The sequence below is a fragment of the Novosphingobium barchaimii LL02 genome (assembly GCF_001046635.1).
Taxonomy (GTDB): domain Bacteria; phylum Pseudomonadota; class Alphaproteobacteria; order Sphingomonadales; family Sphingomonadaceae; genus Novosphingobium; species Novosphingobium barchaimii.
The window spans coordinates 437,598-457,688 of the sequence record NZ_KQ130455.1 but is presented as its reverse complement, the minus strand read 5'-3'; the positions used below and the strand labels follow the sequence as shown (position 1 = coordinate 457,688).

Below are 20,091 nucleotides of genomic sequence, written 5' to 3'. Positions count from 1 at the left end.
TCGGCAAAGGAGTTACGATCATGACGAAGCGCACCCTGAAGCTCGGTCTCGTCACCACCGGGGTCGGCGGCCCCGGCCAGCACAACCGCTGGCTGGACCCGAACATTCCCGCGGACGCCAGCGTCGATGTGGACTGGTACATCGAGCAGGTCCGCAAGGCGGAAGCCGCCAAGTTCGACTTCGTGTTCATCGTCGACAGCCAGTACATCACAAAGGATTCGCCGCCGCACTATCTTAACCGGCTTGAGCCGCTGACGCTGCTTTCGGCGCTGGCGGTGGCGACCAGTCACATCGGCCTGGTGGGGACGCTGACGACCTCGTTCAACTCGCCCTTCAATCTGGCGCGCCGGCTTGCCTCGCTCGACCTCATCAGCAAGGGCCGCGCAGGCTGGAACGTGGTGACCAGCGGCGATCCGGGCGCAGCGGGCAACTTCGGCCTCGACGAGCATTACGACTACGAAACCCGCTATGGCCGCGCTTTCGAATATCTCGACGTCGTGCAGGGCCTCTGGCGCTCCTACGAAGACGACGCTTTCGTGCGCAACCGCGAGACCGGCGTGTTCCTCGATCCCGACAAGCTGCACACGCTGAACCACAAGGGTAAGTATTTCTCCGTCATCGGCCCGCTCAACCTGCAGCGCTCACCCCAGGGCCAGCCGGTGATCTTCCAGGCCGGCGACAGCGATCAGGGCCGCAACCTGGGGGCGCAGACCGCGGATGCGATCTTCACCCACGCCGCCTCGATCGAGGCCGGCGCTGCGTTCAAGCAGGATATCACCCAGCGCGCGGTCGCGGCGGGACGCGGGCCCGGCGATGTGCTGATCCTTCCGGGCGTGAGCATCTACGTCGGCGACACCGACGAGGACGCGGCCCGCATCGAGCAGGAAACCCGGCGCGCCGACACCAGCTTCGAGCTGGCGCTGGCTGAGTTCGGGCGTTCGTTCGGATGGCACGATTTCCGCCAGTACGACCTCGACGCGCCCTTCCCCGTCGAAGCGCTGGAACATGCGCGGCGCAGCTTCTTCACACAGGCGCAGCGCATCGTCCAGCTCGCCACTGAGGGCGGGCTGACCTTGCGCCAGACCGTTGAAAGCATCGCCGCTTCTCACAAGAGCCCCTTCACCGGCAGCGCCGACACCGTGGCCGGTGAAATCATCCGCTGGTTCGAAGCCGGTGCGCTGGATGGGCTCAACGTCATGCTTGGCCATCCCGACCAGTTCGATCGTTTCGTCAACGAAGTAGTGCCGATCCTGCAGGCGCGCGGCGTCTATCGCACCGACTACGACGATACCACGCTGCGCGGAAACTTGGGCCTGCCCACGCCCACCAACATCCGCACCCCCGCCGCGCTGGCCGAACCGGCCGGCCGCGAAGAACGGACGCTGGTGAACTCGTGATCCGCAACTTATTAAAGCAATGGACCGTCATCCTGGCCGCCGCGCTCGCGGTGGCGGGATGCAGCGGCTCGGGCGGTGACGCCAAGGGCAATGCGCGGGTCCGCTGGGCGTATATGCTGCCGACCTCGTGGGACCCGGTTACCAGCCGTACCGGCGCGGATATCAATCCGGTGAGCATCGCCTACGCCTCGCTGACCCGCCTCGACAAGCAGGGCAACGTCCAGCCCGCGCTGGCGAAAAGCTGGGCCTATTCGTCCGATGGCAAAACGCTGACGTTCGAACTGCGTGACGGGCTGAAGTTCACCGACGGCACGCCTCTCGATGCCAGCGCTGTGAAAGCCTTCTTCGAACGCGGCAAGACGCAGAAGGATTCGTTCCTGCGAGCCGAGATCGAAAGCATCGCCAGCTTCACCGCCGACGGCCCGCGCCGTGTGGTGTTCCACCTCGCCCGGCCCGACTATCAGTTGCCTTACGTCATGGCGGGGCGCGTCGGCGCCATCGCCAGCCCCACCGCCGCCGCGAAGGATCCCGCGAAGCTGGCTCTGTGGCCGGTCGGCGCGGGGCCGTTCAAGATGGTGGAGTTCGTACCGGAATCGCACGCCTACTTCGTGAAGAACCCCGATTACTGGGACGCGGCGAACATCCATATCCAGCGGTTGGAACTCACCACTCTGTCCGATCCTTCGACGCTCATCGCCTCGCTGATGTCGGGCGCGATCGACGTCGCTCCGATCGCGCCCAAGCGGGTTGAAGAAGCGCGGGCGCGCGGCCTTCAGGTTACGACCGCGCCTTCGCTGATCTCGTCCGACTTGATGATCAACCGCAACAAGACGCCGTTCAACGATCCCCGCGTGGCCGAGGCGGTCCGCTATGCGATCGACCGGAACGAGCTGGTCAGGACGCTGACGGCGGGTCTGGGCACTCCCTCCAACCAGCCGTTCCCGCCGCATTACTTCGCCTTCGATCCCGAGACCGAGGACCGGTGGGGCTACGATCCGGCGCGCGCCAAGGCGCTGCTCGCCCAGGCCGGCTATGCGCCCGGCAGCCTGACGGTGGAAATCGTCATCAATCCGATCTCAAATGAAGGACTGCCCGAATTGCTCCAGGCGCAGCTTGCGCGCGTGGGGATCAAGTCGAAACTGCGGCTCATTCCGCCGGGTTCCTCCAGCTGGCAGAGCGAAGTCTATATCGCCAAGCGCCCGGCCATCGCCGTGGACGGCACGGTCGGGCGTGAATCGCCGATCCAGAACCTGTTGGCGGTCTATGGCCCGCAGGGGATCATGAACCTGAGCGGGCCTTATTCGGCGCCCGCTTTCCTCAAAGCCATCGATGAAGTGCGCGCCACCCCGATCGACGATCCGCATTACGCCGAACGCCTGCACCGCGCGACCCGCCTGGGCGTCGAACAAGGGCCCAGCGTCTGGCTGTTCAGCACGCCAATCGTGATCGCGTCGCGCTCACGGGTGAAGAACCTCAACATCGTGCCCTCGCAGCTCCGCTGGGAAGGAGTGACCGTCGAATGACCCCAGCCCTGCAACAAGGCGCGCAGGTGGTGCAATTGCGCCACGCCCGCGCGGCGGCGCGCTTCGTCCGATCGACGCTGTCCATCGCGGTGCCGGTGTTCCTCGTCGCCACGCTCATCACCTTTCTGCTGGGGGTGGTCTCGGGGCTTGATCCGGCGGCGGGGATCGCCGGCGACGCCGCCTCGCCCGAAATCATCGCGCGCATCCGCGCGGACCTTGGCCTCGACCAGCCGATCGCGCTGCAATACCTGCAATGGATGGGCCAGCTTCTGCGCGGAGACCTTGGCACCTCGTGGTTCAACGGCATTTCCGCAAGCGAGTTGATTGCCCAGCGCCTGCCGATCAGCCTCTCTATCGCCGGCATGGCGCTGCTGATGGGGCTGGTGTTCGGCACCGGGCTCGGCCTGGTCGCCGGCGTGCGCAGCGGCACGCGGATCGACCGCGCGATTACACTGTTCGCCGCGATCGTCTCCTCGCTGCCGCCCTTCGTAGTCGCCTTCGGCCTGATCCTGGTGTTCAGCCTGTGGCTGGGATGGCTGCCTTCGTCGGGTTACGTGCCGTTTTCCGAGGACCCGGCGGGCTGGCTTGCCGCCATCGGCATTCCGGCAGTGGCGCTGAGCGTCGATGTGGTCGCCGACCTCGCCCGGCAATTGCGCACCGGGCTCGTCAGCGCGCTATCCGAAAACTACGTGACGGGCGCGGTGGTACGCGGGCTATCGCGCAGGCGCATCTTGTTCGTCCACGTCCTGCGCAACGCTGCCGGCCCGGCATTGACGGTGGTGGCCCTGCGTGTGCCGATGCTGATCGGCGGCGCCGTCGTCACCGAGGCGATCTTCAACATGCCCGGTATGGGCAAGCTGGCGGCCGACAGCGCCCTGCGCGGGGACGTGCCGGTAGTCCAGGGGACGCTGGTCGTCTCGATCGTGCTGATTCTCGCCTGCAACCTGTGCGTCAATGTCCTGCTCGGCGTGCTGCAACCCGCTGCCCGGCGAAGGAGCTGAGCCGATGATCCGAAACCTCCTGCGCTACCCCAGCGCCCGTGCCGCCATCGTCATCCTGGCGGTGGTCGCAATGCTTGCCGCGTTTGGCCCGTCGCTGGCGCCGCACGATCCGCTTGCGCAGGATTCGTCTGCGCTGCTCCAGGGACCCAGCGCGGCCTACTGGCTGGGCACCGACGCACTGGGCCGCGACGTCTTCAGCCGCCTCCTCGCCGGCTCCACCGTCTCGGTGCTCGCCAGTCTGCTCTCGGTGTCGATCGGGATGCTGCTGGGTGTGGTTCCGGGCCTGTTGTCGGTATTCCTTGGAAAGCGGTTCGAATGGGTGAGCCTGCGCCTTATCGACGCCTTGATGATGCTGCCTTTCCTGGTCTTCGCCATCGCCATGACGGCGATGCTCGGCAACGGCCTAACCCAGGCGATGTTCGCCGTGGGCATTCTCATCACCCCCGCCTTCTTTCGCGTCAGCCGCGCCGCCGCGCTGTCCGTCGCCAATGCCGAGTACATCGAGGCGGCCCGGCTGATGGGCGCCTCGACCGCCTCGACCATCCGCCATCATGTCGTCTCCAAGGTCCTGCCAGCCGTGGCGGTTTCGGCCGCGTCGATGACCGGCGCCTGCCTGTCCATCGTCGCCTCGCTGACGTTCCTTGGCATCGGTGTCGTTCCGCCCGACCCGACCTGGGGCGGCCTGCTGGCGACAGATCTTTCCGCCCTCTACGATCGCCCCTTCGGCCCCATCGCCCCCGCCCTGCTGATCGTCGCGACGGTCTGGGCGCTCAACGCGCTGGCCGATGCGATGCGGGATGCAGGCACACAGGAGCAGCGCGCATGACCACTCTCGATAATGTCGTCAGCCTCGATCGCCGCGCACGCCGGGCCGAGCCTGCCGACCCGATCCTATCGGTCAACGGCCTGCGCATCATCGCCGCCGACGGGCGCGAACTGGTGCGTGACATGCACTTCAACCTCCCGCGCGGCGGCACCCTTGGCATCGTCGGGGAATCGGGCAGCGGCAAATCGCTCACGTGCCGCGCCATCCTCGACGTGCTGCCACCGGGGCTGAGCGTCGCCTCGGGCTCGATCCGCTACCGCGACGTCGATCTCTCGCGGCTCGACGCGACATCATGGCGAGCGCTGCGCGGCGTCGAGCTGTCGGCGGTGTTCCAGGACCCCGGCTCCTACCTCAACCCCTCGATACCTGTCGGCCGCCAGCTTGCCGAAGCGATCCGCGCCAATCTGAAAATGCAGCGCAAAGCCGCCCGCGATCGCGCTCTCGATCTCCTTGGCCGGGTTGGGTTCGCCGATGCCACAGCCGTCTATCACCAATATCCCTATGAGCTGTCCGGCGGCATGGCCCAGCGCGTGCTCATCGCACTTGCCATCTGCGCCGGCCCCAGCCTGCTGATCGCGGACGAGGCGACCACCGCCCTCGACGTGACGGTACAGGCCGAAATCCTTGCCCTGATCGACACGTTGCGCCGCGAGGAAGGCCTGACGCTCATCCTGGTCTCGCACGACCTGGCGGTCGTCTCGCAGGTCTGCGACCATGTGATCGTCATGCGCTCGGGCGAGATCGTGGAAGCGGGCTCCACCCGCGAAATCCTGCACCACCCAAAAAGCGCCTATACCCGCAGCCTGATCGACGACCACGCCGTCCACCCCATCGCCGTGAACCGGCCACAATCCGCCGATGCGCCCCAACGCGTCCCGATACTAAGCGTCCGGGGCCTCCACGCCGGCTACGGCATCCGTACGGTCGTGCAGGACATCGACCTCCAGGTCGCCCCCGGAGAAATTCTTGGGCTTATCGGTGAGACAGGCTCGGGCAAGACCACCCTGCTGCGCACGGTGCTCGGCCTGATCCCCGCCGCCACGGGGGCGATCGAACTGGACGGCCAGCGGATCGACGGTCTGACCGGCAAACCCTTGCGCGATTTGCGCCGCTCGGGCGCGCTGCAATACGTGTTCCAGGATCCGCTGCGCAGCCTAGACCCGGACCTTACCATCGGCGCCTCGATCGCCGAGGGCCTGTACTTGCGCGAAGGCCGGCTGGGTGTGTCGGCCATCGACGCCTCGGTGACGGCGGCGCTGCGCGCCGTCGGCCTCGAACCTGAACTGTCCACCCGTCTGCCGCGCCTGTTGTCGGGAGGCCAGCGCCAGCGCGCCGTCATCGCCCGCGCCCTCGCGCTGGAACCCAAGGTGCTGCTGCTCGACGAGCCGGTCAGCGCCCTCGACGCGGTGAATCGGCTCCATGTCCTCAAGCTGCTGCGCCGCCTCGCGGACGAGCGCGGTATCGCGCAGATCTTCATCTCGCATGATCTCGGTTCGGTCGCGGGCATCGCCGACCGGGTGGCCGTGCTGTATCGCGGACAAGTCGTCGAAACGGGACCGGCCGGCGCACTGCTGGCCAACCCTTCGCATCCCTACACGCGCAAATTGCTTGACTCCGCGCCCCGCCTCGCCGTCGCGGCCCCGGCCACGCGCAGCCTTTTCACCGTATATTGAAGGAACCCTCGACATGCCACGCGAGCTATTGAAGCTGGGAGCCGTCCTCATCGGCATCGGCGACGCCTCGGGCAAAGGCCTGTGGCGCGACCCCGCGGTGCCACTGGACGCCAGCGTGGATATCGACTGGTACGTCAAGCAGGCACGCGAAGCGGAGGAGGCCAAGTTCGACTTCGTGTTCATCGTCGACAGTCAGTACATCACGCCCGACTTTCCCAATCACCACCTCAACCGCCTGGAACCCCTGACCCTGCTGTCAGCCGTGGCGGCCGCGACCAGTCGCATCGGCCTGGTGGCGACGATCAGCACCACCTATTCGGAGCCTTTCGACATCGCCCGCCGCCTCGCCTCGCTCGACCTCATCAGCCGTGGCCGGGCGGGGTGGAACATCGTCACCAGCCAGGATCCGGGCACGGCGGGCAACTTCAGCGGCAGTCGTCACGGCGATTATGAAACCCGCTACCGCCGCGCGACCGAGTCGGTGGAGGTGGTGCAGGGCCTATGGCATTCCTACGAAGAGGATGCCTTCACCCGTGACCGTACCGCTGCGCGTTTTCTCGACCCCGCCAAACTGCACCGGCTTGATCATCGCGGCGAGTTCTTCTCGGTAACGGGCCCGCTCAACATTCAGCGATCACCGCAGGGCCAGCCTCCGCTGGTGCAGGCGGGGACTTCGCCGCAGGGGCGGGAACTTAGCGCGCGCTACGCCGACATCGCGTTCAGCTTCGCGCGCACCCCGCAGGAATCGCTGGACCTCGCGAACGACATCCGCGCCCGCGCCGAGGCAGTCGGCCGTGATCCGGCGGAACTGCTGTTCATCCCCGCGCTCAGCGTGACCATCGCCGACACCGATGAGGAGGCGCGAGCCATCGAACGGGCGCGCACCTCGGACGGCGACATTCGCACCGCGCTCGCCAATCTTTCGCGCCAGTTCGCCGGCCATGACTTCAACGCTTACGACCTGGACGCCCCGTTCCCCGACATCGTGCTCCCCGAAGCCGCCGGTATCAGCCGCTTTCACGAGGAAATCGACCATGCCAAGCGCGAAGGCGCGAGCCTGCGGCAGGTGCTTGAAACGCAGGTCGCGACCTGGCTACGGATCGCCGGTTCGCCCGGAACTATCGCCGACACGCTGGAGCACTGGTATGAAAGCGGCGCCGCCGACGGCTTCAACCTGTTCGTCCAGCACCCCGCCGATTGGGACAGGTTCCGCGCCGACGTTCTACCTATCCTCGTGGGCCGTGGGCTATATCGGGATGAGTATACCGCCGAGACGCTTCGCGGAAATCTCGGTCTGCCTCCCGTCGCCAACCAACACATGCGGGATGATCGAACTGCCGCTGCATTTGCATAACATCACAGCCATCTAATCTGCAAAGCGGCAAGCCACGGCCTCTTGGTCGGAAGCCGCCAGACCAGGACATGTCGCCTTCATCTGGAAACAGATCAGGATGTCGGGATAAAACCGGATTAAGCCGCTCGGCATGGCGATGACGAAGCGTTGCTGTGCCATGTCCCCGGCGGGGCTGGCATTGCGGCACTCCCCTGCCAACCCTTCGTGACACCGCCGCCGGGACGATCAATCCAGGGCGTTTTTCGAAAAACCGTCGGCAAAGGCGATCTTCCCGAGCGCGCATGTTTTCTTGGTCATCAAACCCCCGGCTTCGCTTGACCGTATTTATCTACCGGATTAGTTGAGATATCCTTGTTGTTCCAGGATCCGGTCGATTGCCTGCTTCAGTCGGCCGGCAACTGCACCGGGTTCTTCGTCATCGCAAAGCCCACCATCGCCATGCACGCCTCACCCCGAGCCAACCGCTCCGCTCTCAGGCAACCAAGCCGCAAGCACGGACTCGTCGTTGCCGGCTGTTTCCGGGCCGACCGCATGGAATTGATCGACATCGGAGGGCTTTCGTCATGACCATCACTTCCGACCCTTCGACGAATGGAAACGCATCCGACACCGCAGCCGATTTCTGGGACGTGGGCGGCATCGTGCGCGAACTTGCGCAGATCCGCCGCGACTGGAGGGGGACGAATACCCATCATGCGGAGTACGGAGTCGAGAGTTTCCCCTCTCGCGTCCGCTTGGCCAAAGTGACGGAAGAACTGTGCGGGGCGCTGTTCCCGCTGCGCCTTGGCCCCGACTTCGTGCGACTGCACAACGAAGACCTTTTCGTCACCCAGACGCTGCAGATCTCGCTGAGCCGGCTGCACGCACAGCTACGGCTCGAACTCACCTACACCCTCGACGAAGAAGATGGCGAGACGATCGAGGAGGGTGCGACGCGCATGGTCCTGTCGTTGTTGCGCGAGTTGCCCGACATCCGCCGACTGCTCGATATCGACATCGAAGCCGCGTTCCGAGGCGACCCCTCGGCGCGCAGCCTGGACGAAGTGCTGATCTGCTACCCCGGACTGCTGGCGATCATCCACTACCGACTCGCACACGCGCTCCATCTGAAAGGCGCGACGCTTGTGGCGCGGATCATCTCGGAAATTGCGCACGGACGCACGGGGATCGATATCCATCCCGGCGCCCGGATCGGCAAGGGCTTCTTCATCGATCACGGCACCGGCGTGGTCATCGGCGAGACCGCCATCATCGGCGACAACGTGCGCATCTATCAGGGCGTGACGCTGGGGGCGAAGAACTTCCCGGCCGAGGCTTCTGGCGCGCTCATCAAGGCGCTGCCTCGCCATCCGGTGATCGAAAACGACGTGGTGATCTACGCCGGTGCGACGATCCTGGGCCGCGTCACCATTGGCGCAGGATCGGAGATCGGCGGCAACGTCTGGCTGACCCACGATGTCGCCCCGTTCAGCCGCGTCTTCCAGGCCCGCGAGCAGAACCTGGTCATCAGCCCCCAGGGCGACCGGGGATTGCCGGCCTGACCGCACGGCGTTCAAAGGGAAAAGCATGAACCCGAAAACCTACCCGCATCGCGGCTACCTCCCCGGCTTCGGAACGCAAGTCATGCTGGGCATGGTGCTTGGGCTTGTAGCGGGCCTTGTCATCAAAGGCCTCGATCCGATAGGCGCCGCGGCGACAGGAGCAACCGCGACGTTCCATACGGTCGCACAGATTTTCGTGCAGTTGTTGCGCACTCTCGTGCCGCCGCTGGTGTTCACCGCGATCGTCGCCTCGGTGGCGGCAATACGCGGGCTGGACAACGCGGTGCGACTGGTAGCCCATACGCTCGTGTGGTTCGCGATCACTGCGCTGATCGCTGTAGTGATCGGCATCGTGCTGGGTCTGGTGATCCAGCCTGGCCTTCATGCCGGTGTGGCTGCGGACACGGCGCAGGCGCCGGGAGCAGTGGGCGGATGGCTCGACTTTCTCAAGGGTCTGGTGCCCGCGAACTACCTTGGCATCGGCGCTGCGACGCAGATCGCAGACGGCGCCGCTACTACCAGCGTATCTTTCAACGTGCTGCAGATCATCGTGGCAGCAGTCGCCGTTGGCGCGGCGGCGGTGAAGGTCGGGGCGAAGGCCGAGCCGTTCCTGACATTCATGACCTCGGCCAACCAGGTGCTGCGCCAGCTGCTGCGCTGGCTCATCGCGCTTACGCCGCTCGGCTCGGCCGCGCTGATCGCCGATGCGGTGGTGAGTTACGGCTGGGACGCGCTGTCTGCCCTCGGCGCCTTCGCGGGAGCCGTGTATCTGGGGCTCGCGCTCGTGTTGCTGGGCGTTTATCCGGCCTTGCTGCTGATCCACCGGATCAACCCCTTGCGGTTCTTCGCGGCGGCCTGGCCGGCGATCCAGCTGGGTTTCCTGTCCCGCTCTTCGGTCGGGACGATGCCGGTTACCGAGGAGGTCACCGAGCGGCTCGGCGTGCCGCGCTCCTACGCCGCGTTCGCGGTACCGCTGGGGTCCACCACCAAGATGGACGGCTGCGCGGCGATCTATCCGGCGATCTCGGCCATCTTCGTCGCTCAGTTTTACGGCATCGCCCTGCACCCATCGGACTACGCCCTGATCGCGGTGGTCAGCGTACTGGGTTCGGCGGCCACCGCAGGTTTGACCGGGGCCGTCGTCATGCTGACGCTCACTCTTTCGACGCTCGGATTGCCGCTCGAAGGGGCCGGCCTACTGCTGGCGATCGACCCAATCCTCGACATGGGACGCACCGCAGTGAACGTCGCTGGACAGGTGCTGGTGCCGCTGATCGTCGCAAAGCGGCTCGGGTTGATGCAATCGGAACGCAGCGCTGCCGCGTCACATGAGCAAATATACGACTACATTAGATGACCTTATACGACACCGCGCACCCCCGCGTGCGATCTGGCGTCAGCTCGACTCAGCGATCGAGGGTGCGCGGCCGCGCTCGCAGAAAAACTTGTTCAGGCGTTGCCGCGCACACCCTCGACGGGTTCGCGGCATGAGGAGAAAGTCATGAAGTTCACCTCGGCGTCGCTCAACGTCAACGGTTCGGCGTGAAGCCGCCGTTAGGCGCTGCCTTCACCCATATCGGGTTTATTCCACGAGCTTTTCACGACTGCCAACCCTCATCTGAGCCGACATGCACAAAGGGCTTCTCCCAACTTGAAATGTGGGTGTTGCAAAAATCAGCACAGGCTGCTGCATTCTTCGCGCTTGCAGCATTACGTATACGTCAACATAACGGCCGTGCCTTTCAGGCATCCTCTCCCAAAACTTACAAAAGGGCTGGTCTGCCGACTGGCCCTTTCTTTTTGCGGGATTGAGGGCACACCGCAGCCGGCGATTCCCACATTTGGCAACTGCAAGGCGGCAAAGCGCCTCACAATCAGTCGCTCCCGGCTCATCTACACGACCTTGGAAGCCGCCACTCCCGATACGAAAGTGAGAGATGGATGCCCGGACCCGCTCACATGCGCTCGGTCTGAAAGACCGAACAAACCAGCCGCATCCGGGATCGGGCTGGTCTGCATAGCTTGCATTTAGAAAGAGTAGTCGAGGCTCAACGTCACCGTCCGCGGCAACGCTGACCCGGCCAGCCGTGATGAAGAAGCTCAGCGGGCGACCGTTGGCTTCGGTAACGGCGTGAAGCTTGGTGTTCATACCGCCCTTTGTCCGTCCGATCAGGCGGCCAAGATCCCTTTTCTACCCCAAGGCTGGAAGCCGTGCGGCGAGACGTCACCTGGACATAGGTCGCATCGATCGTGACAGTCTGGGGTTGGGCCCGCTGCGCGGACAGGCCCTCTTGTGCGGCCCGTATTCCCTCGGAGCATCCCGCCAGCGCAGACCGTTGCGATTGACGAAGGTGATCCCGCTCAAAACCCATCGATCGTCGACCCGTGGCTTGCCGTGGCTCTTGAGAAAATACGGCGTTAGATAGGCCATCTGCTCGTCCGTCAGCCAGTACAGGTCGCTTCATGCTCCGTCTCCTCGCGGAGCCTGAGCATGAAGCGACCTGCCAATCAATGGGTCCTGAGCCCAACATCGGGCCTCGCGTCAGCGGTCCCTCAATGCGTGGTCGTAGCTGCCACGATGATGGTGGCCAGGTCCACGCTTAGCCCGCGAACGCTGTCGTCGGTTGCGACGTCGATCCACTCGTCTGGCGAGTGCTCCGCCCCACCTTTGCCGCCGGACCCGATGGTGATGGCGGGGATACCCAAGCTCATCGCCACATTGGCATCTGTAGAGACCGCGATGAAACGGCTTTCATACCCGAAGGCCTGGGCGCTGGCTGCCGCGATCGCGGCGAGGCCCGATGTTTCATTCGTCTGTCCCGCTGGCCGCTTGCCAATTACCTGGAAATCGACGCTTACCTTTCCTCGTTCCGTTGATCGCGCAGCGTTCTCCTCGGCGACCGCCTGCGCGGCGATGGCGCGCAGTTCGCGATCCACTCGCTCCACTTCGGTCGGCGAGGTCGAGCGCATGTCGACGTCGATGAAGACCTGCGGCGGAATCGTGTTCACCGACGTGCCGCCACCCGCGATGCTCGCCGAATAAGTTACCTTTGGTTCGGCGGGCGTCTTGATCGAGTAGAGCCCGACCACGGTCTTGGCCATCGGCACCATCGGATTGACGATTCCGAATTTGTCGTAACTGTGCCCGCCCGGCCCATTGAACACGATGTGATACCGGTTCGATCCCACACCGCGCGTCACGATGCCGCCCGAACCCGAACTATCGATGCTGATGAAGGATGCGGCTCCCTTGGCCCGGACGTCGTGTTCGAACAGGTAGCGTACGCCGCGCAGGTCGCCCGGTCCCTCTTCCCCCACGTTCCCCACAAACAGGATATCCCGATCGGTACGGATTCCCGCCGTATCCATCGCGCGCGACAGGGCAAGGAGCGTCGCTAGCCCGCGTGAATCATCGCCGATTCCCGGCGCCATCAACCGGGTGCCCTCCCGCCGAACTGTGACATCCGTGCCTTTGGGGAACACGGTGTCCAGATGGGCCGATACCACCACAGCAGGCAGCTTGCGGTTCTTGCCGGGACGCAGTGCGACTACGTTGCCGATGCCGTCGATCGTCACGTCTGCAAAGCCGCTGCGCCGCATCATTTCCGCATAGACGCTGGCCCGCCCGCTTTCACCGAATGGCCACGACGGTGTCTGCGTGATGGCGATGATCTCGCTGACGAAACGGTCATGGTCGTTGCGGAGGATAGTCTCGGCCGCTTTGAACGCCGGTGAATTTACTGTCTGGGTCACGATGGCCGGCTTAACGGGGCCGGCGGTCATGCTGGCTGCGGCGAGCAGCGCGATCGAAAGGGTCATGGCGTGATCTCTCTTCTGGCAAAAACGGGTGGCGGCTTTCAGGACAGGGCAGCGGCTGACGTTCGGTTAGGCTGTTGCAGGTAGGAATTGCCGGCATCGGGGTCGGCCAGCGGCTGGAGCATACCTTCCGACCGCGTGATGACGGCAGTGGCGACGGCATTGCCGACCACGTTGGTGGCCGAGCGTCCCATGTCGAGGAACGTATCGACCCCCAGCAGCAACGCGATGCCTTCAACCGGCAGACCGAACTGCGAGAGCGTGGCGGCGATGACCACCAAGCTGGCGCGGGGCACGCCGGCGATGCCCTTCGAGCTGACCATCAGCGTCAACAGCATAAGGATCTGAGCCCCGATCGGTACATGGATGCCATAGGCTTGCGCTATGAAGATCGACGCGAAGCTCATGTAGATCATAGAGCCGTCGAGATTGAAGCTGTAGCCCAGCGGCAGAATGAAGCCCGAGATCCGGCGGGGCACGCCAAAGCGGTCTAGTTGCTCGAAAAGCTTGGGCAGGCTCGCTTCCGACGAGGCCGTCGAGAATGAAAGGAGCAGCGGCTCTCGGATGTAGCGGAACAGCGTAACCACGCGCTTGCCCAGGAACAGCCCACCCACGCAGAACAGCAGAACCCACAGCAGGAACATGGCGAAGTAGAACTCGCTCACCAGCACGCCGTAGGTAACGACGATGCCAAGGCCCCGCGTGCCGATCACGCCGGCCAGTGCGCCGAACACAGCAAACGGCGCGAAGCGCATGACGTAGCCGGTAACCTGCAGCATCAACTCTGCCAATGCCCCGGCCGCGCGTACGATCGGTGCACCGTGCTCGCCGATGGCGGTGAGGCCGACGCCAACGAACAACGAGAACACGAGGATCTGCAGGATGTTGTTGTTCGCCATCGCATCGAACGGACTGGACGGGAATATCTCGAGGATGAAGTGGCGGAGCGTCAGTTCCGCCACATTGAGATCGCCGACATCGGTAGCGACATCGAGCCCCACGCCGACACCGGGCTTGAAGAGGTTGACCATCACGAGGCCCATGCCCAGCGACACCAGGCTGGCAGTGACGAACCAGGCCAGCGCCTTGCTGCCGATCCGGCCCAGCGCGGCGCTGTCCCCCATACCGGCGATGCCGGTTACGATCGTGGCGAATACCAGCGGCGCCAGGATCATCTTGATGAGCTTGAGGAAAACGTCCGGCAGCAGCTGGAAGTAATCAACCCATTGCATCAGCCGCGAGTCAGTCGCCGGCAAGCTGGCATGCAAGACCCAGCCCGCAAGAATGCCAAGCACCATGCCGGCCAGAATGTAGAGAGTCAGGCGCCTGCCCATAATACCTCATTCATTGTTCGGGAGGGTTGCCCCTACATCCATTTCGCAGTCCCCCCCGCCCCTCACCTACGCTTGGTCAGCGGGAAGTCAGTGCGCCCGCTGCACCGCAATCTGCGGGACGATCAAGATTGACGCACCGGTGAACAGGGCAATCAGGGCGAAGGCATAGAAATTCCACGCTACCGGCAGACCAGCCTGGACGATGGCGGCACCGATCAGGGGCCCGCACACCGCACCCAGCCGCGAAAAGCTGACGCAACAGCCCACTGCCGTCGCCCGCAGTCCCGCCGGGAAATAGCTGGACAAGTAGCTGGTGACCATCACAGCCGCCGCGACTGTTCCCAATCCGGCCAAGGCGACGACGCCGTATGTGACCGCCAACGGCCAGTGCATCGAGAGTAGCAGGATCGCCACGGCGCCTGCGCTGAACGCCAGAATGATCGCGCTCGATCGCCCGATGCGATCGGCGAGCCATCCCAGGATTACCCCGCCCGCCGACGACGCGAGTGCGAAGACGCCCAGGAACATGATGCTGGACCCAAGTTCGTAACCGCTATCGCGCATGATCTTGGGTAGCCACGTATTCAGGCCATAGACCAGGATCATGCTGAAAAACGTCGCGAGCCAGAAACCGATCGTCGCGCGCGAGCGCCCAGCCGAAAACAAGGCACGCAGGCCGGGCTTTTCCACGCTCGACGGCGCGGCTTGCTCTGCGCTGGGCAATTCAATCCCAAAGCGCAGTGCCAGATCGGCTGCCTTGGCGGACAGGCCCTTGCGCACCAGAAATACCAGCGATTCCGGCAGGGCGCGGGCAATGAACGGAAGAAGCAGCAGCGGCACCGCGCCCAGACCAATAACGATGCGCCATCCCATCTCCGCGGCGAGGAAATAGGATACCAGCGCCGATGCGAAGATGCCCAGCGAATAGCCGGAATACATGATCGCAAACTGGCGGTTCACGCCATCTTTGCCAGCGAACTCGGTCGTCAGCGCAGCGCAGACCGGAATTATACCGCCAATCCCGACCCCGGCAACGAAGCGCAACGCACCGAGCAGCCATGGCGCAGGTGCAAGAGCAGCGAAGCCGCTCGCCGTCGAAAACAGGGCCAGGCACGTCAGATAGCAGCGCCTGCGCCCGATCCTGTCGCTAAGCAGGCCGAAGCTGTATGCCCCGATCGCCATGCCCAGCAGTGCCGCACTGGCGATGAGGCCAGCGCTCGCCGCGCTTAACCGCCATACCGGGTCGGCCATTAGCGTAGGCAGGACTGCGCCCAGCGACCCCATATCGTACCCTTCGGAAAAGAAGCCGAACCAGCAGATCACGGTGACGACATTTACCCAGCGCCCGTTGGCAGGCGGTGTCCCAACTCGCGCGGATCCCGATGCCGTGATCGTATCAGTTTTCATGAGTGTTCCCAGCATGAGGCAGTTCGGGCTGTTCGACATAAGAGACCGGCACCGCGAGAATTGGTCCGGCAGGCCCCTTCGATACCACCAGACGCACCGCAGATCCGACCTCGACATCGGCGTCAAGCGCAGCGATCACGCGGATTCCAACGTCGCTTGCGACCACGCCGATCCGCAAAGGACCGCCGCTCAACCGATCGGGCTCGAGAGAACGGCACAACGACGTCGCCGCCAGAACGTAGCCTTCGACGGCCATTGTCCGCATTTCCAGCTTATCGCAAAGGCACCGACGGCATGTATCGCGCGAAGGATACTGCGCCGCTCCGCAGGCGCCGCAGATCTGCAAGTCGATGCTCACGACACACCTTCCAGGACTACGGCGCCAGTGGCAAGGCAGCGGTCGTAAGTGACCATGCCATACCCGCTTGCGAGCGCGGTACGGGCACCCTGGACCTGCCGCCCTAACGTCTGCCCGGTAACCTGCCGCAGCGCCTCGACGACCGGCAGGAATCCCCCGGCCGCCCCCGCCTGCCCGCACGACAGCTGGCCGCCACTCGTGTTCTGGGGGAAATCGCCATCCACAGTCAAATCGTGCGCCCTCAGGAACGCTGCAGCTTCCCCCTTGGCGCAGAAACCCAGGTCCTCGATCTGCATCGCCACGATCACGGGGTAATCATCATACGTCTGCAGGCAGTCCATGTCGGCGGGGGCCATGCCCGCCTGCTCCCAGAGCATCGGCGCATCGCTTGCCCAGCCGCCGCGCGTGGCCACCGGATCTTCGAACCACGCATTGTGACGTTCGATGGCACCTGCCAGGCGGGCATGACGCAGACCTTGGCGCCGGGCGCGGTCCTCGCTCATCACCAGAAATGCCTCGCCTCCCGCACAAGGCATCACGCAATCGAACAAATGGAGCGGTTCCGCCACTGGTGCGGCACCGAGATAGGTTTCCATCGTCAGCGGCTTGTGGCCGAGCAGGGCGTTCGGGTTGGCGGCGGCATTGGCGCGCTGCGCTACGGCGATCCGCCCAAAATCCTCCCGCGTGGCGCCGAAACGCCGCATGTAGTGATCGGTGATAAGCGCAAACACACCGTTCGGTCCCGCAGCTCCGAAAGGATAAGTCGCTTGGGAGGAAAAGCGACTGAAATCACGCACAAGCGCAGCGAAATCCCCCGTCCCGGACGTGTCCCCGGCGATGCAGGCGACGACTTCGGCATCACCGCACTGTACGGCACGGGCCGCACGCCGCAAGGCCATGACGCCGCTGGCGCCGCCCGTCGGCAACCACTCAATCCAACGTGGGGACATGTCGAAATGCTCGGTCAACGCCACGGTGGTATCGCTGCCCAGCGTGAAGGAGGACACCGCCAGGCCGTCGATTCCAGACTTGTCGATCCCCGACGCGTCAACCAGGGCCTTGAGCGCACGGCCGATGAACCAGTGCGCCTGCCGATCGCTGGTGCGCTGATACGGCACGGTTACCGGACAGGCGACCGCAACTCCTCCATAGGCGAATGGCGCTATCACGACCGCCACAACCATTTGCCGACCTGCCGCATTACCTAGGCCTCTTTCGCGACGGCAAACGAGGCTGCGGCGCCGATCGCCCGCGAAGAACTGCCGACACCAAGGGCATATTCGCCAGGCGCCATCGCCCAGCCGGATCTGGCTTCGTCCCAATAGCTGAGGTCGGCGTTCGTCAGTTCGAATTCGATCTTGCGGCTCTCGCCGGGCTTGAGCGTGACTTTCGCGAAGCGCTTGAGCTGACGCGGCGGCGATCCGGTCGCTGCCGGAAGGCTCAGGTACAGCTGCGCCACTTCGGCGCCGGTCCGCTGGCCGGTGTTGCGCAGGAGAACTGTTGCCTTCCAACCATCGCCGGCCGGCACGACCTTCAGGTCATCAAATGCGAACGTGGTGTAGGAAAGGCCGTGGCCGAACGGGAACAGCGGCTCGATCTGCTTATGGTCGTACCAGCGATAGCCCACGAAGATGCCCTCCCCATACTGGGCTTCCAGTCCGCCGGGATAAAATGCGAACGTCGGATTATCCTCGTTCCGTTTCGGGAACGTGCACGGCAGCTTGCCCGAGGGGTTGGCGTGACCGAGCACGATATCGGCGATGGCATGGCCCGTCTCGCCGCCCAGAAACCAGGCTTCCACGATGGCAGGCACCTTGTCCGCCCATGGCATGAGCAGCGGCCCCCCGTTGTTGAGGATCACCGCCGTGCGCGGGTTGGCGGCCACGACGGCCTCGACCAATGCGTTCTGTTCGCCGAACAGGTCGAGCGAGGCACGATCGTTGGTCTCGCTTTCCGACGTGTTGGAACTGCCCACGAAGACCAGCGCGACGTCACTTTCACGAGCCGCCGTAACGGCCTGCTCGATGGTCCCGGTCGGCAGACGCATGCCCAGACGGTAGGCCGGGGCCTTGCCATGGGCTGGCAGCATCTCGAACGCGAAGCGGCAAGGCTTGCCCGCCTGCAGCGTCACCTTGGCGCTGCGAGCCTTCCATTTGAGCATGTCGAACACCGGCGCCGGACCTGCTGCGGACTGGGGCGTGATGATCGGCTTGCCATCAAGCAGGACCGTGGAGGTGCCCAGATCGAGCAGCTGGAACTCGTATTCGCCATCGCGGGGCGGCCAGAACCAGCCCTCCGAGCGTACCGCCAGGTTGTCCGCCGGACGGACAGTCACTTCGTCGCCGAAGCGGAACTTCATGAATACGTCGTCCGCGAAGCTCTTGACGGGCGAGCCCTCAAACCCGCCATGGACCCAGAAACCGGTCTGCAGCTTGCCGTCCCGGCTCTGCGCAGTGGTCGAGAAATGGCGCGGGTCGGCGATCGGCGGATAACGGTTGTTGTCGACGCCGTCCGCCACGTTGAGGGCAACCGACGAGGGCAAGGCAGCACGCAAGCCGTCGAGGGCGGTGACGGCACGGATCGGGTTGACCTCGGAACTGCCGCCGCCCTGGATGACGCGTACGTCCGCATTGGGTCCGATCACCGCGATCGAGCGTACACGGGCCAGGTCGAGCGGCAACACGTTGTCTTCGTTGCGCACCAAAGTGATGGCCTCGGTCGCCGCCGCGCGGGAGGCGGCGCGGTGTTGCGGCGTATCGAAAGAGCCGCGGACACGGCTCTTGCCGGCGTCTAGCTTACCCGCACGCGATACCGCGCGCAGCATCCGGCGCACCGCATCGTCCAGCGTAGCCACCGTCACTTCGCCGGCGCTGATCGCCGCGATGAGCTTGGGCCCCAGCTGAACCGGCGGCCCGGGCATCTCCAGATCGAGGCCACCGTTGATGGCGGGCGCGGTCGAGTGCACGGCGCCAAAGTCGGACATCACGGCACCGGTAAAGCCCCACTCTTCCTTCAGCACTTTGCGCAAGAGCCAGCTGTTCTCGGACGCGAAAGTGCCGTTGACCTTATTGTAGGCGCTCATGAACATCACCGGATCGCCCCGATCGACGACTTCGCGGAACGCAGGAAGGTAGATTTCCCGTAACGCCCGCTCGGATACGTTGGCATTCATCGAGCGCCGCTCGTATTCCTGGTTGTTCGCCGCGAAATGCTTGGGCGATACAAGGCGACCGGTACTGCGCACGCCCTTGGTCCAGCCAACTGCCATCTCACCGGTCAGATGGGGATCCTCCGAGAAATACTCGAAGTTGCGACCGCCGACCGGTACGCGCTGGATGTTCATCGCCGGGCCGAACACGACCTGGTAGTCCTTGACGATAGCCTCCTCGCCGATGGCGCGACCTACGCGCGCCGCCGCTTCCGGGTTCCACGTAGCCGCCAGGGCGATGCTGGCAGGGAATACCGATGCGGGCGTCGTGTCGTCGGTGCGGACGCCGTTGGGGCCATCGGCCATACGCATGGAGCGGATGCCCAGGCGTTCCACCGCTGCTGTCGAAAAGCGGTTGGCGCCCGACAGCATCGAAACCTTCTCGGGGATGGTCATGCGTGCGATCAGCGCCTCGATATGCGCCTCTTCCCGAGGATCGAGCGTCGGCGCCGGCGCGAGTGCGCGCGTCGCCGCGGAAACGCGCGAAGATGCGGCGCAAACCGCGACGGCGGCACTGGCGAGAAGCAAGCCACGGCGCGAAAGCTGCGTATTCTTGATCGTCATGGACGGTTCCTCTTGAACTTCCCGGTACAAGACAAGGCCGCTGCATCGAGCATAAACGGCATCTTTTGCATTCCCGGTTGTATCGTTGT

At 64.5% G+C, this 20,091-nt stretch carries 16 protein-coding genes and 1 pseudogene; 9 read left to right on the top strand and 8 right to left on the bottom strand.

What is annotated here, in order from left to right; all coding sequences use genetic code 11:
- Nucleotides 1-20 precede the first annotated feature (20 nt).
- Genes V474_RS16595 through V474_RS16570 form a run of 6 tightly spaced genes read left to right on the top strand, consistent with a single transcriptional unit; the run spans nt 21 to nt 7,774 of the window.
- Nucleotides 21-1,397 (top strand): LLM class flavin-dependent oxidoreductase, encoded by a 1,377-nt coding sequence (locus V474_RS16595; protein ID WP_059152539.1) that lies wholly within the window; start codon nt 21-23, stop codon nt 1,395-1,397.
- On the top strand, nt 1,394-2,920 hold the full coding sequence (locus tag V474_RS16590) for an ABC transporter substrate-binding protein (RefSeq protein WP_059152538.1): 1,527 nt from the start codon (nt 1,394-1,396) through the stop codon (nt 2,918-2,920). Before V474_RS16595 ends, V474_RS16590 begins: the two co-directional genes overlap by 4 nt.
- A complete protein-coding gene (locus tag V474_RS16585; protein WP_059152537.1) occupies nt 2,917-3,921 on the top strand; it encodes an ABC transporter permease in 1,005 nt (334 codons plus the stop codon). Before V474_RS16590 ends, V474_RS16585 begins: the two co-directional genes overlap by 4 nt.
- Nucleotides 3,922-3,925: 4 nt before the next feature.
- The gene (locus V474_RS16580) at nt 3,926-4,747 is read left to right on the top strand and encodes an ABC transporter permease (RefSeq protein ID WP_059152536.1); all 822 of its coding nucleotides are present in this window, start codon (nt 3,926-3,928) and stop codon (nt 4,745-4,747) included.
- Nucleotides 4,744-6,420 (top strand): ATP-binding cassette domain-containing protein, encoded by a 1,677-nt coding sequence (locus V474_RS16575; protein WP_059152535.1) that lies wholly within the window; start codon nt 4,744-4,746, stop codon nt 6,418-6,420. Before V474_RS16580 ends, V474_RS16575 begins: the two co-directional genes overlap by 4 nt.
- A 13-nt stretch (nt 6,421-6,433) precedes the next feature.
- On the top strand, nt 6,434-7,774 hold the full coding sequence (locus V474_RS16570) for an NtaA/DmoA family FMN-dependent monooxygenase (protein WP_059152534.1): 1,341 nt from the start codon (nt 6,434-6,436) through the stop codon (nt 7,772-7,774).
- A gap of 12 nt (nt 7,775-7,786) precedes the next feature.
- Here V474_RS16570 and V474_RS26255 read toward each other — a convergent pair whose 3' ends face one another.
- The gene (locus V474_RS26255) at nt 7,787-7,933 is read right to left on the bottom strand and encodes a hypothetical protein (protein ID WP_169795084.1); all 147 of its coding nucleotides are present in this window, start codon (nt 7,931-7,933) and stop codon (nt 7,787-7,789) included.
- Between the two features lie 192 nt (nt 7,934-8,125).
- On the opposite strand from V474_RS26255, the gene V474_RS16565 reads away from it, so the two are divergent.
- Genes V474_RS16565 through V474_RS16555 form a run of 3 tightly spaced genes read left to right on the top strand, consistent with a single transcriptional unit; the run spans nt 8,126 to nt 10,672 of the window.
- Nucleotides 8,126-8,341 carry a hypothetical protein gene (locus V474_RS16565; protein WP_148649428.1) on the top strand — a complete coding sequence of 72 codons (216 nt, stop codon included), beginning with the start codon at nt 8,126-8,128 and terminating at the stop codon, nt 8,339-8,341.
- A complete protein-coding gene (gene epsC, locus V474_RS16560) occupies nt 8,338-9,315 on the top strand; it encodes a serine O-acetyltransferase EpsC (RefSeq protein ID WP_059152532.1) in 978 nt (325 codons plus the stop codon). The genes V474_RS16565 and epsC overlap by 4 nt, the downstream gene beginning before the upstream one ends.
- A 25-nt stretch (nt 9,316-9,340) precedes the next feature.
- Nucleotides 9,341-10,672 (top strand): dicarboxylate/amino acid:cation symporter, encoded by a 1,332-nt coding sequence (locus V474_RS16555; protein ID WP_059152531.1) that lies wholly within the window; start codon nt 9,341-9,343, stop codon nt 10,670-10,672.
- A gap of 714 nt (nt 10,673-11,386) precedes the next feature.
- On the opposite strand, the pseudogene V474_RS25015 reads toward V474_RS16555, so the two are convergent.
- From V474_RS25015 to V474_RS16525, 7 genes and pseudogenes are all read right to left on the bottom strand, one after another.
- Nucleotides 11,387-11,770: pseudogene (locus V474_RS25015) on the bottom strand (transposase); the annotation flags it as partial.
- A 98-nt stretch (nt 11,771-11,868) separates the two neighbouring features.
- On the bottom strand, nt 11,869-13,134 hold the full coding sequence (locus V474_RS16550) for a M20/M25/M40 family metallo-hydrolase (RefSeq protein ID WP_082699830.1): 1,266 nt from the start codon (nt 13,132-13,134) through the stop codon (nt 11,869-11,871).
- 38 nt (nt 13,135-13,172) lie between these two features.
- On the bottom strand, nt 13,173-14,465 hold the full coding sequence (locus V474_RS16545; protein ID WP_059152530.1) for a dicarboxylate/amino acid:cation symporter: 1,293 nt from the start codon (nt 14,463-14,465) through the stop codon (nt 13,173-13,175).
- A gap of 87 nt (nt 14,466-14,552) precedes the next feature.
- Nucleotides 14,553-15,872 (bottom strand): MFS transporter, encoded by a 1,320-nt coding sequence (locus tag V474_RS16540; protein WP_059152529.1) that lies wholly within the window; start codon nt 15,870-15,872, stop codon nt 14,553-14,555.
- Nucleotides 15,862-16,128, bottom strand: coding sequence for a hypothetical protein (locus V474_RS26250; RefSeq protein WP_059152528.1), 267 nt, complete (start codon nt 16,126-16,128; stop codon nt 15,862-15,864). The genes V474_RS16540 and V474_RS26250 overlap by 11 nt, the downstream gene beginning before the upstream one ends.
- Nucleotides 16,129-16,226: 98 nt before the next feature.
- Nucleotides 16,227-17,414 carry a thiolase family protein gene (locus tag V474_RS16530; RefSeq protein ID WP_059152527.1) on the bottom strand — a complete coding sequence of 396 codons (1,188 nt, stop codon included), beginning with the start codon at nt 17,412-17,414 and terminating at the stop codon, nt 16,227-16,229.
- Nucleotides 17,415-17,434: 20 nt separating this feature from the next.
- Nucleotides 17,435-20,002: a beta-glucosidase H gene (locus V474_RS16525; protein ID WP_059152526.1), complete on the bottom strand. Its 2,568-nt coding sequence runs from the start codon at nt 20,000-20,002 to the stop codon at nt 17,435-17,437.
- Nucleotides 20,003-20,091 lie beyond the last annotated feature (89 nt).

What these genes read in the sequence shown, in the direction of transcription:
- V474_RS16545 (WP_059152530.1), bottom strand. Translation starts at nt 14,465, where the DNA reads ATGGGCAGGCGCCTGACTCTCTACATTCTGGCCGGCATGGTGCTTGGC.
- epsC (WP_059152532.1), top strand. Translation starts at nt 8,338, where the DNA reads ATGACCATCACTTCCGACCCTTCGACGAATGGAAACGCATCCGACACC.
- V474_RS16555 (WP_059152531.1), top strand. Translation starts at nt 9,341, where the DNA reads ATGAACCCGAAAACCTACCCGCATCGCGGCTACCTCCCCGGCTTCGGA.
- V474_RS16585 (WP_059152537.1), top strand. Translation starts at nt 2,917, where the DNA reads ATGACCCCAGCCCTGCAACAAGGCGCGCAGGTGGTGCAATTGCGCCAC.
- V474_RS16550 (WP_082699830.1), bottom strand. Translation starts at nt 13,134, where the DNA reads ATGACCCTTTCGATCGCGCTGCTCGCCGCAGCCAGCATGACCGCCGGC.
- V474_RS16575 (WP_059152535.1), top strand. Translation starts at nt 4,744, where the DNA reads ATGACCACTCTCGATAATGTCGTCAGCCTCGATCGCCGCGCACGCCGG.
- V474_RS16595 (WP_059152539.1), top strand. Translation starts at nt 21, where the DNA reads ATGACGAAGCGCACCCTGAAGCTCGGTCTCGTCACCACCGGGGTCGGC.
- V474_RS26255 (WP_169795084.1), bottom strand. Translation starts at nt 7,933, where the DNA reads ATGGCACAGCAACGCTTCGTCATCGCCATGCCGAGCGGCTTAATCCGG.
- V474_RS16540 (WP_059152529.1), bottom strand. Translation starts at nt 15,872, where the DNA reads ATGAAAACTGATACGATCACGGCATCGGGATCCGCGCGAGTTGGGACA.
- V474_RS16580 (WP_059152536.1), top strand. Translation starts at nt 3,926, where the DNA reads ATGATCCGAAACCTCCTGCGCTACCCCAGCGCCCGTGCCGCCATCGTC.
- V474_RS16525 (WP_059152526.1), bottom strand. Translation starts at nt 20,002, where the DNA reads ATGACGATCAAGAATACGCAGCTTTCGCGCCGTGGCTTGCTTCTCGCC.
- V474_RS16570 (WP_059152534.1), top strand. Translation starts at nt 6,434, where the DNA reads ATGCCACGCGAGCTATTGAAGCTGGGAGCCGTCCTCATCGGCATCGGC.
- V474_RS26250 (WP_059152528.1), bottom strand. Translation starts at nt 16,128, where the DNA reads ATGGCCGTCGAAGGCTACGTTCTGGCGGCGACGTCGTTGTGCCGTTCT.
- V474_RS16530 (WP_059152527.1), bottom strand. Translation starts at nt 17,414, where the DNA reads ATGGTTGTGGCGGTCGTGATAGCGCCATTCGCCTATGGAGGAGTTGCG.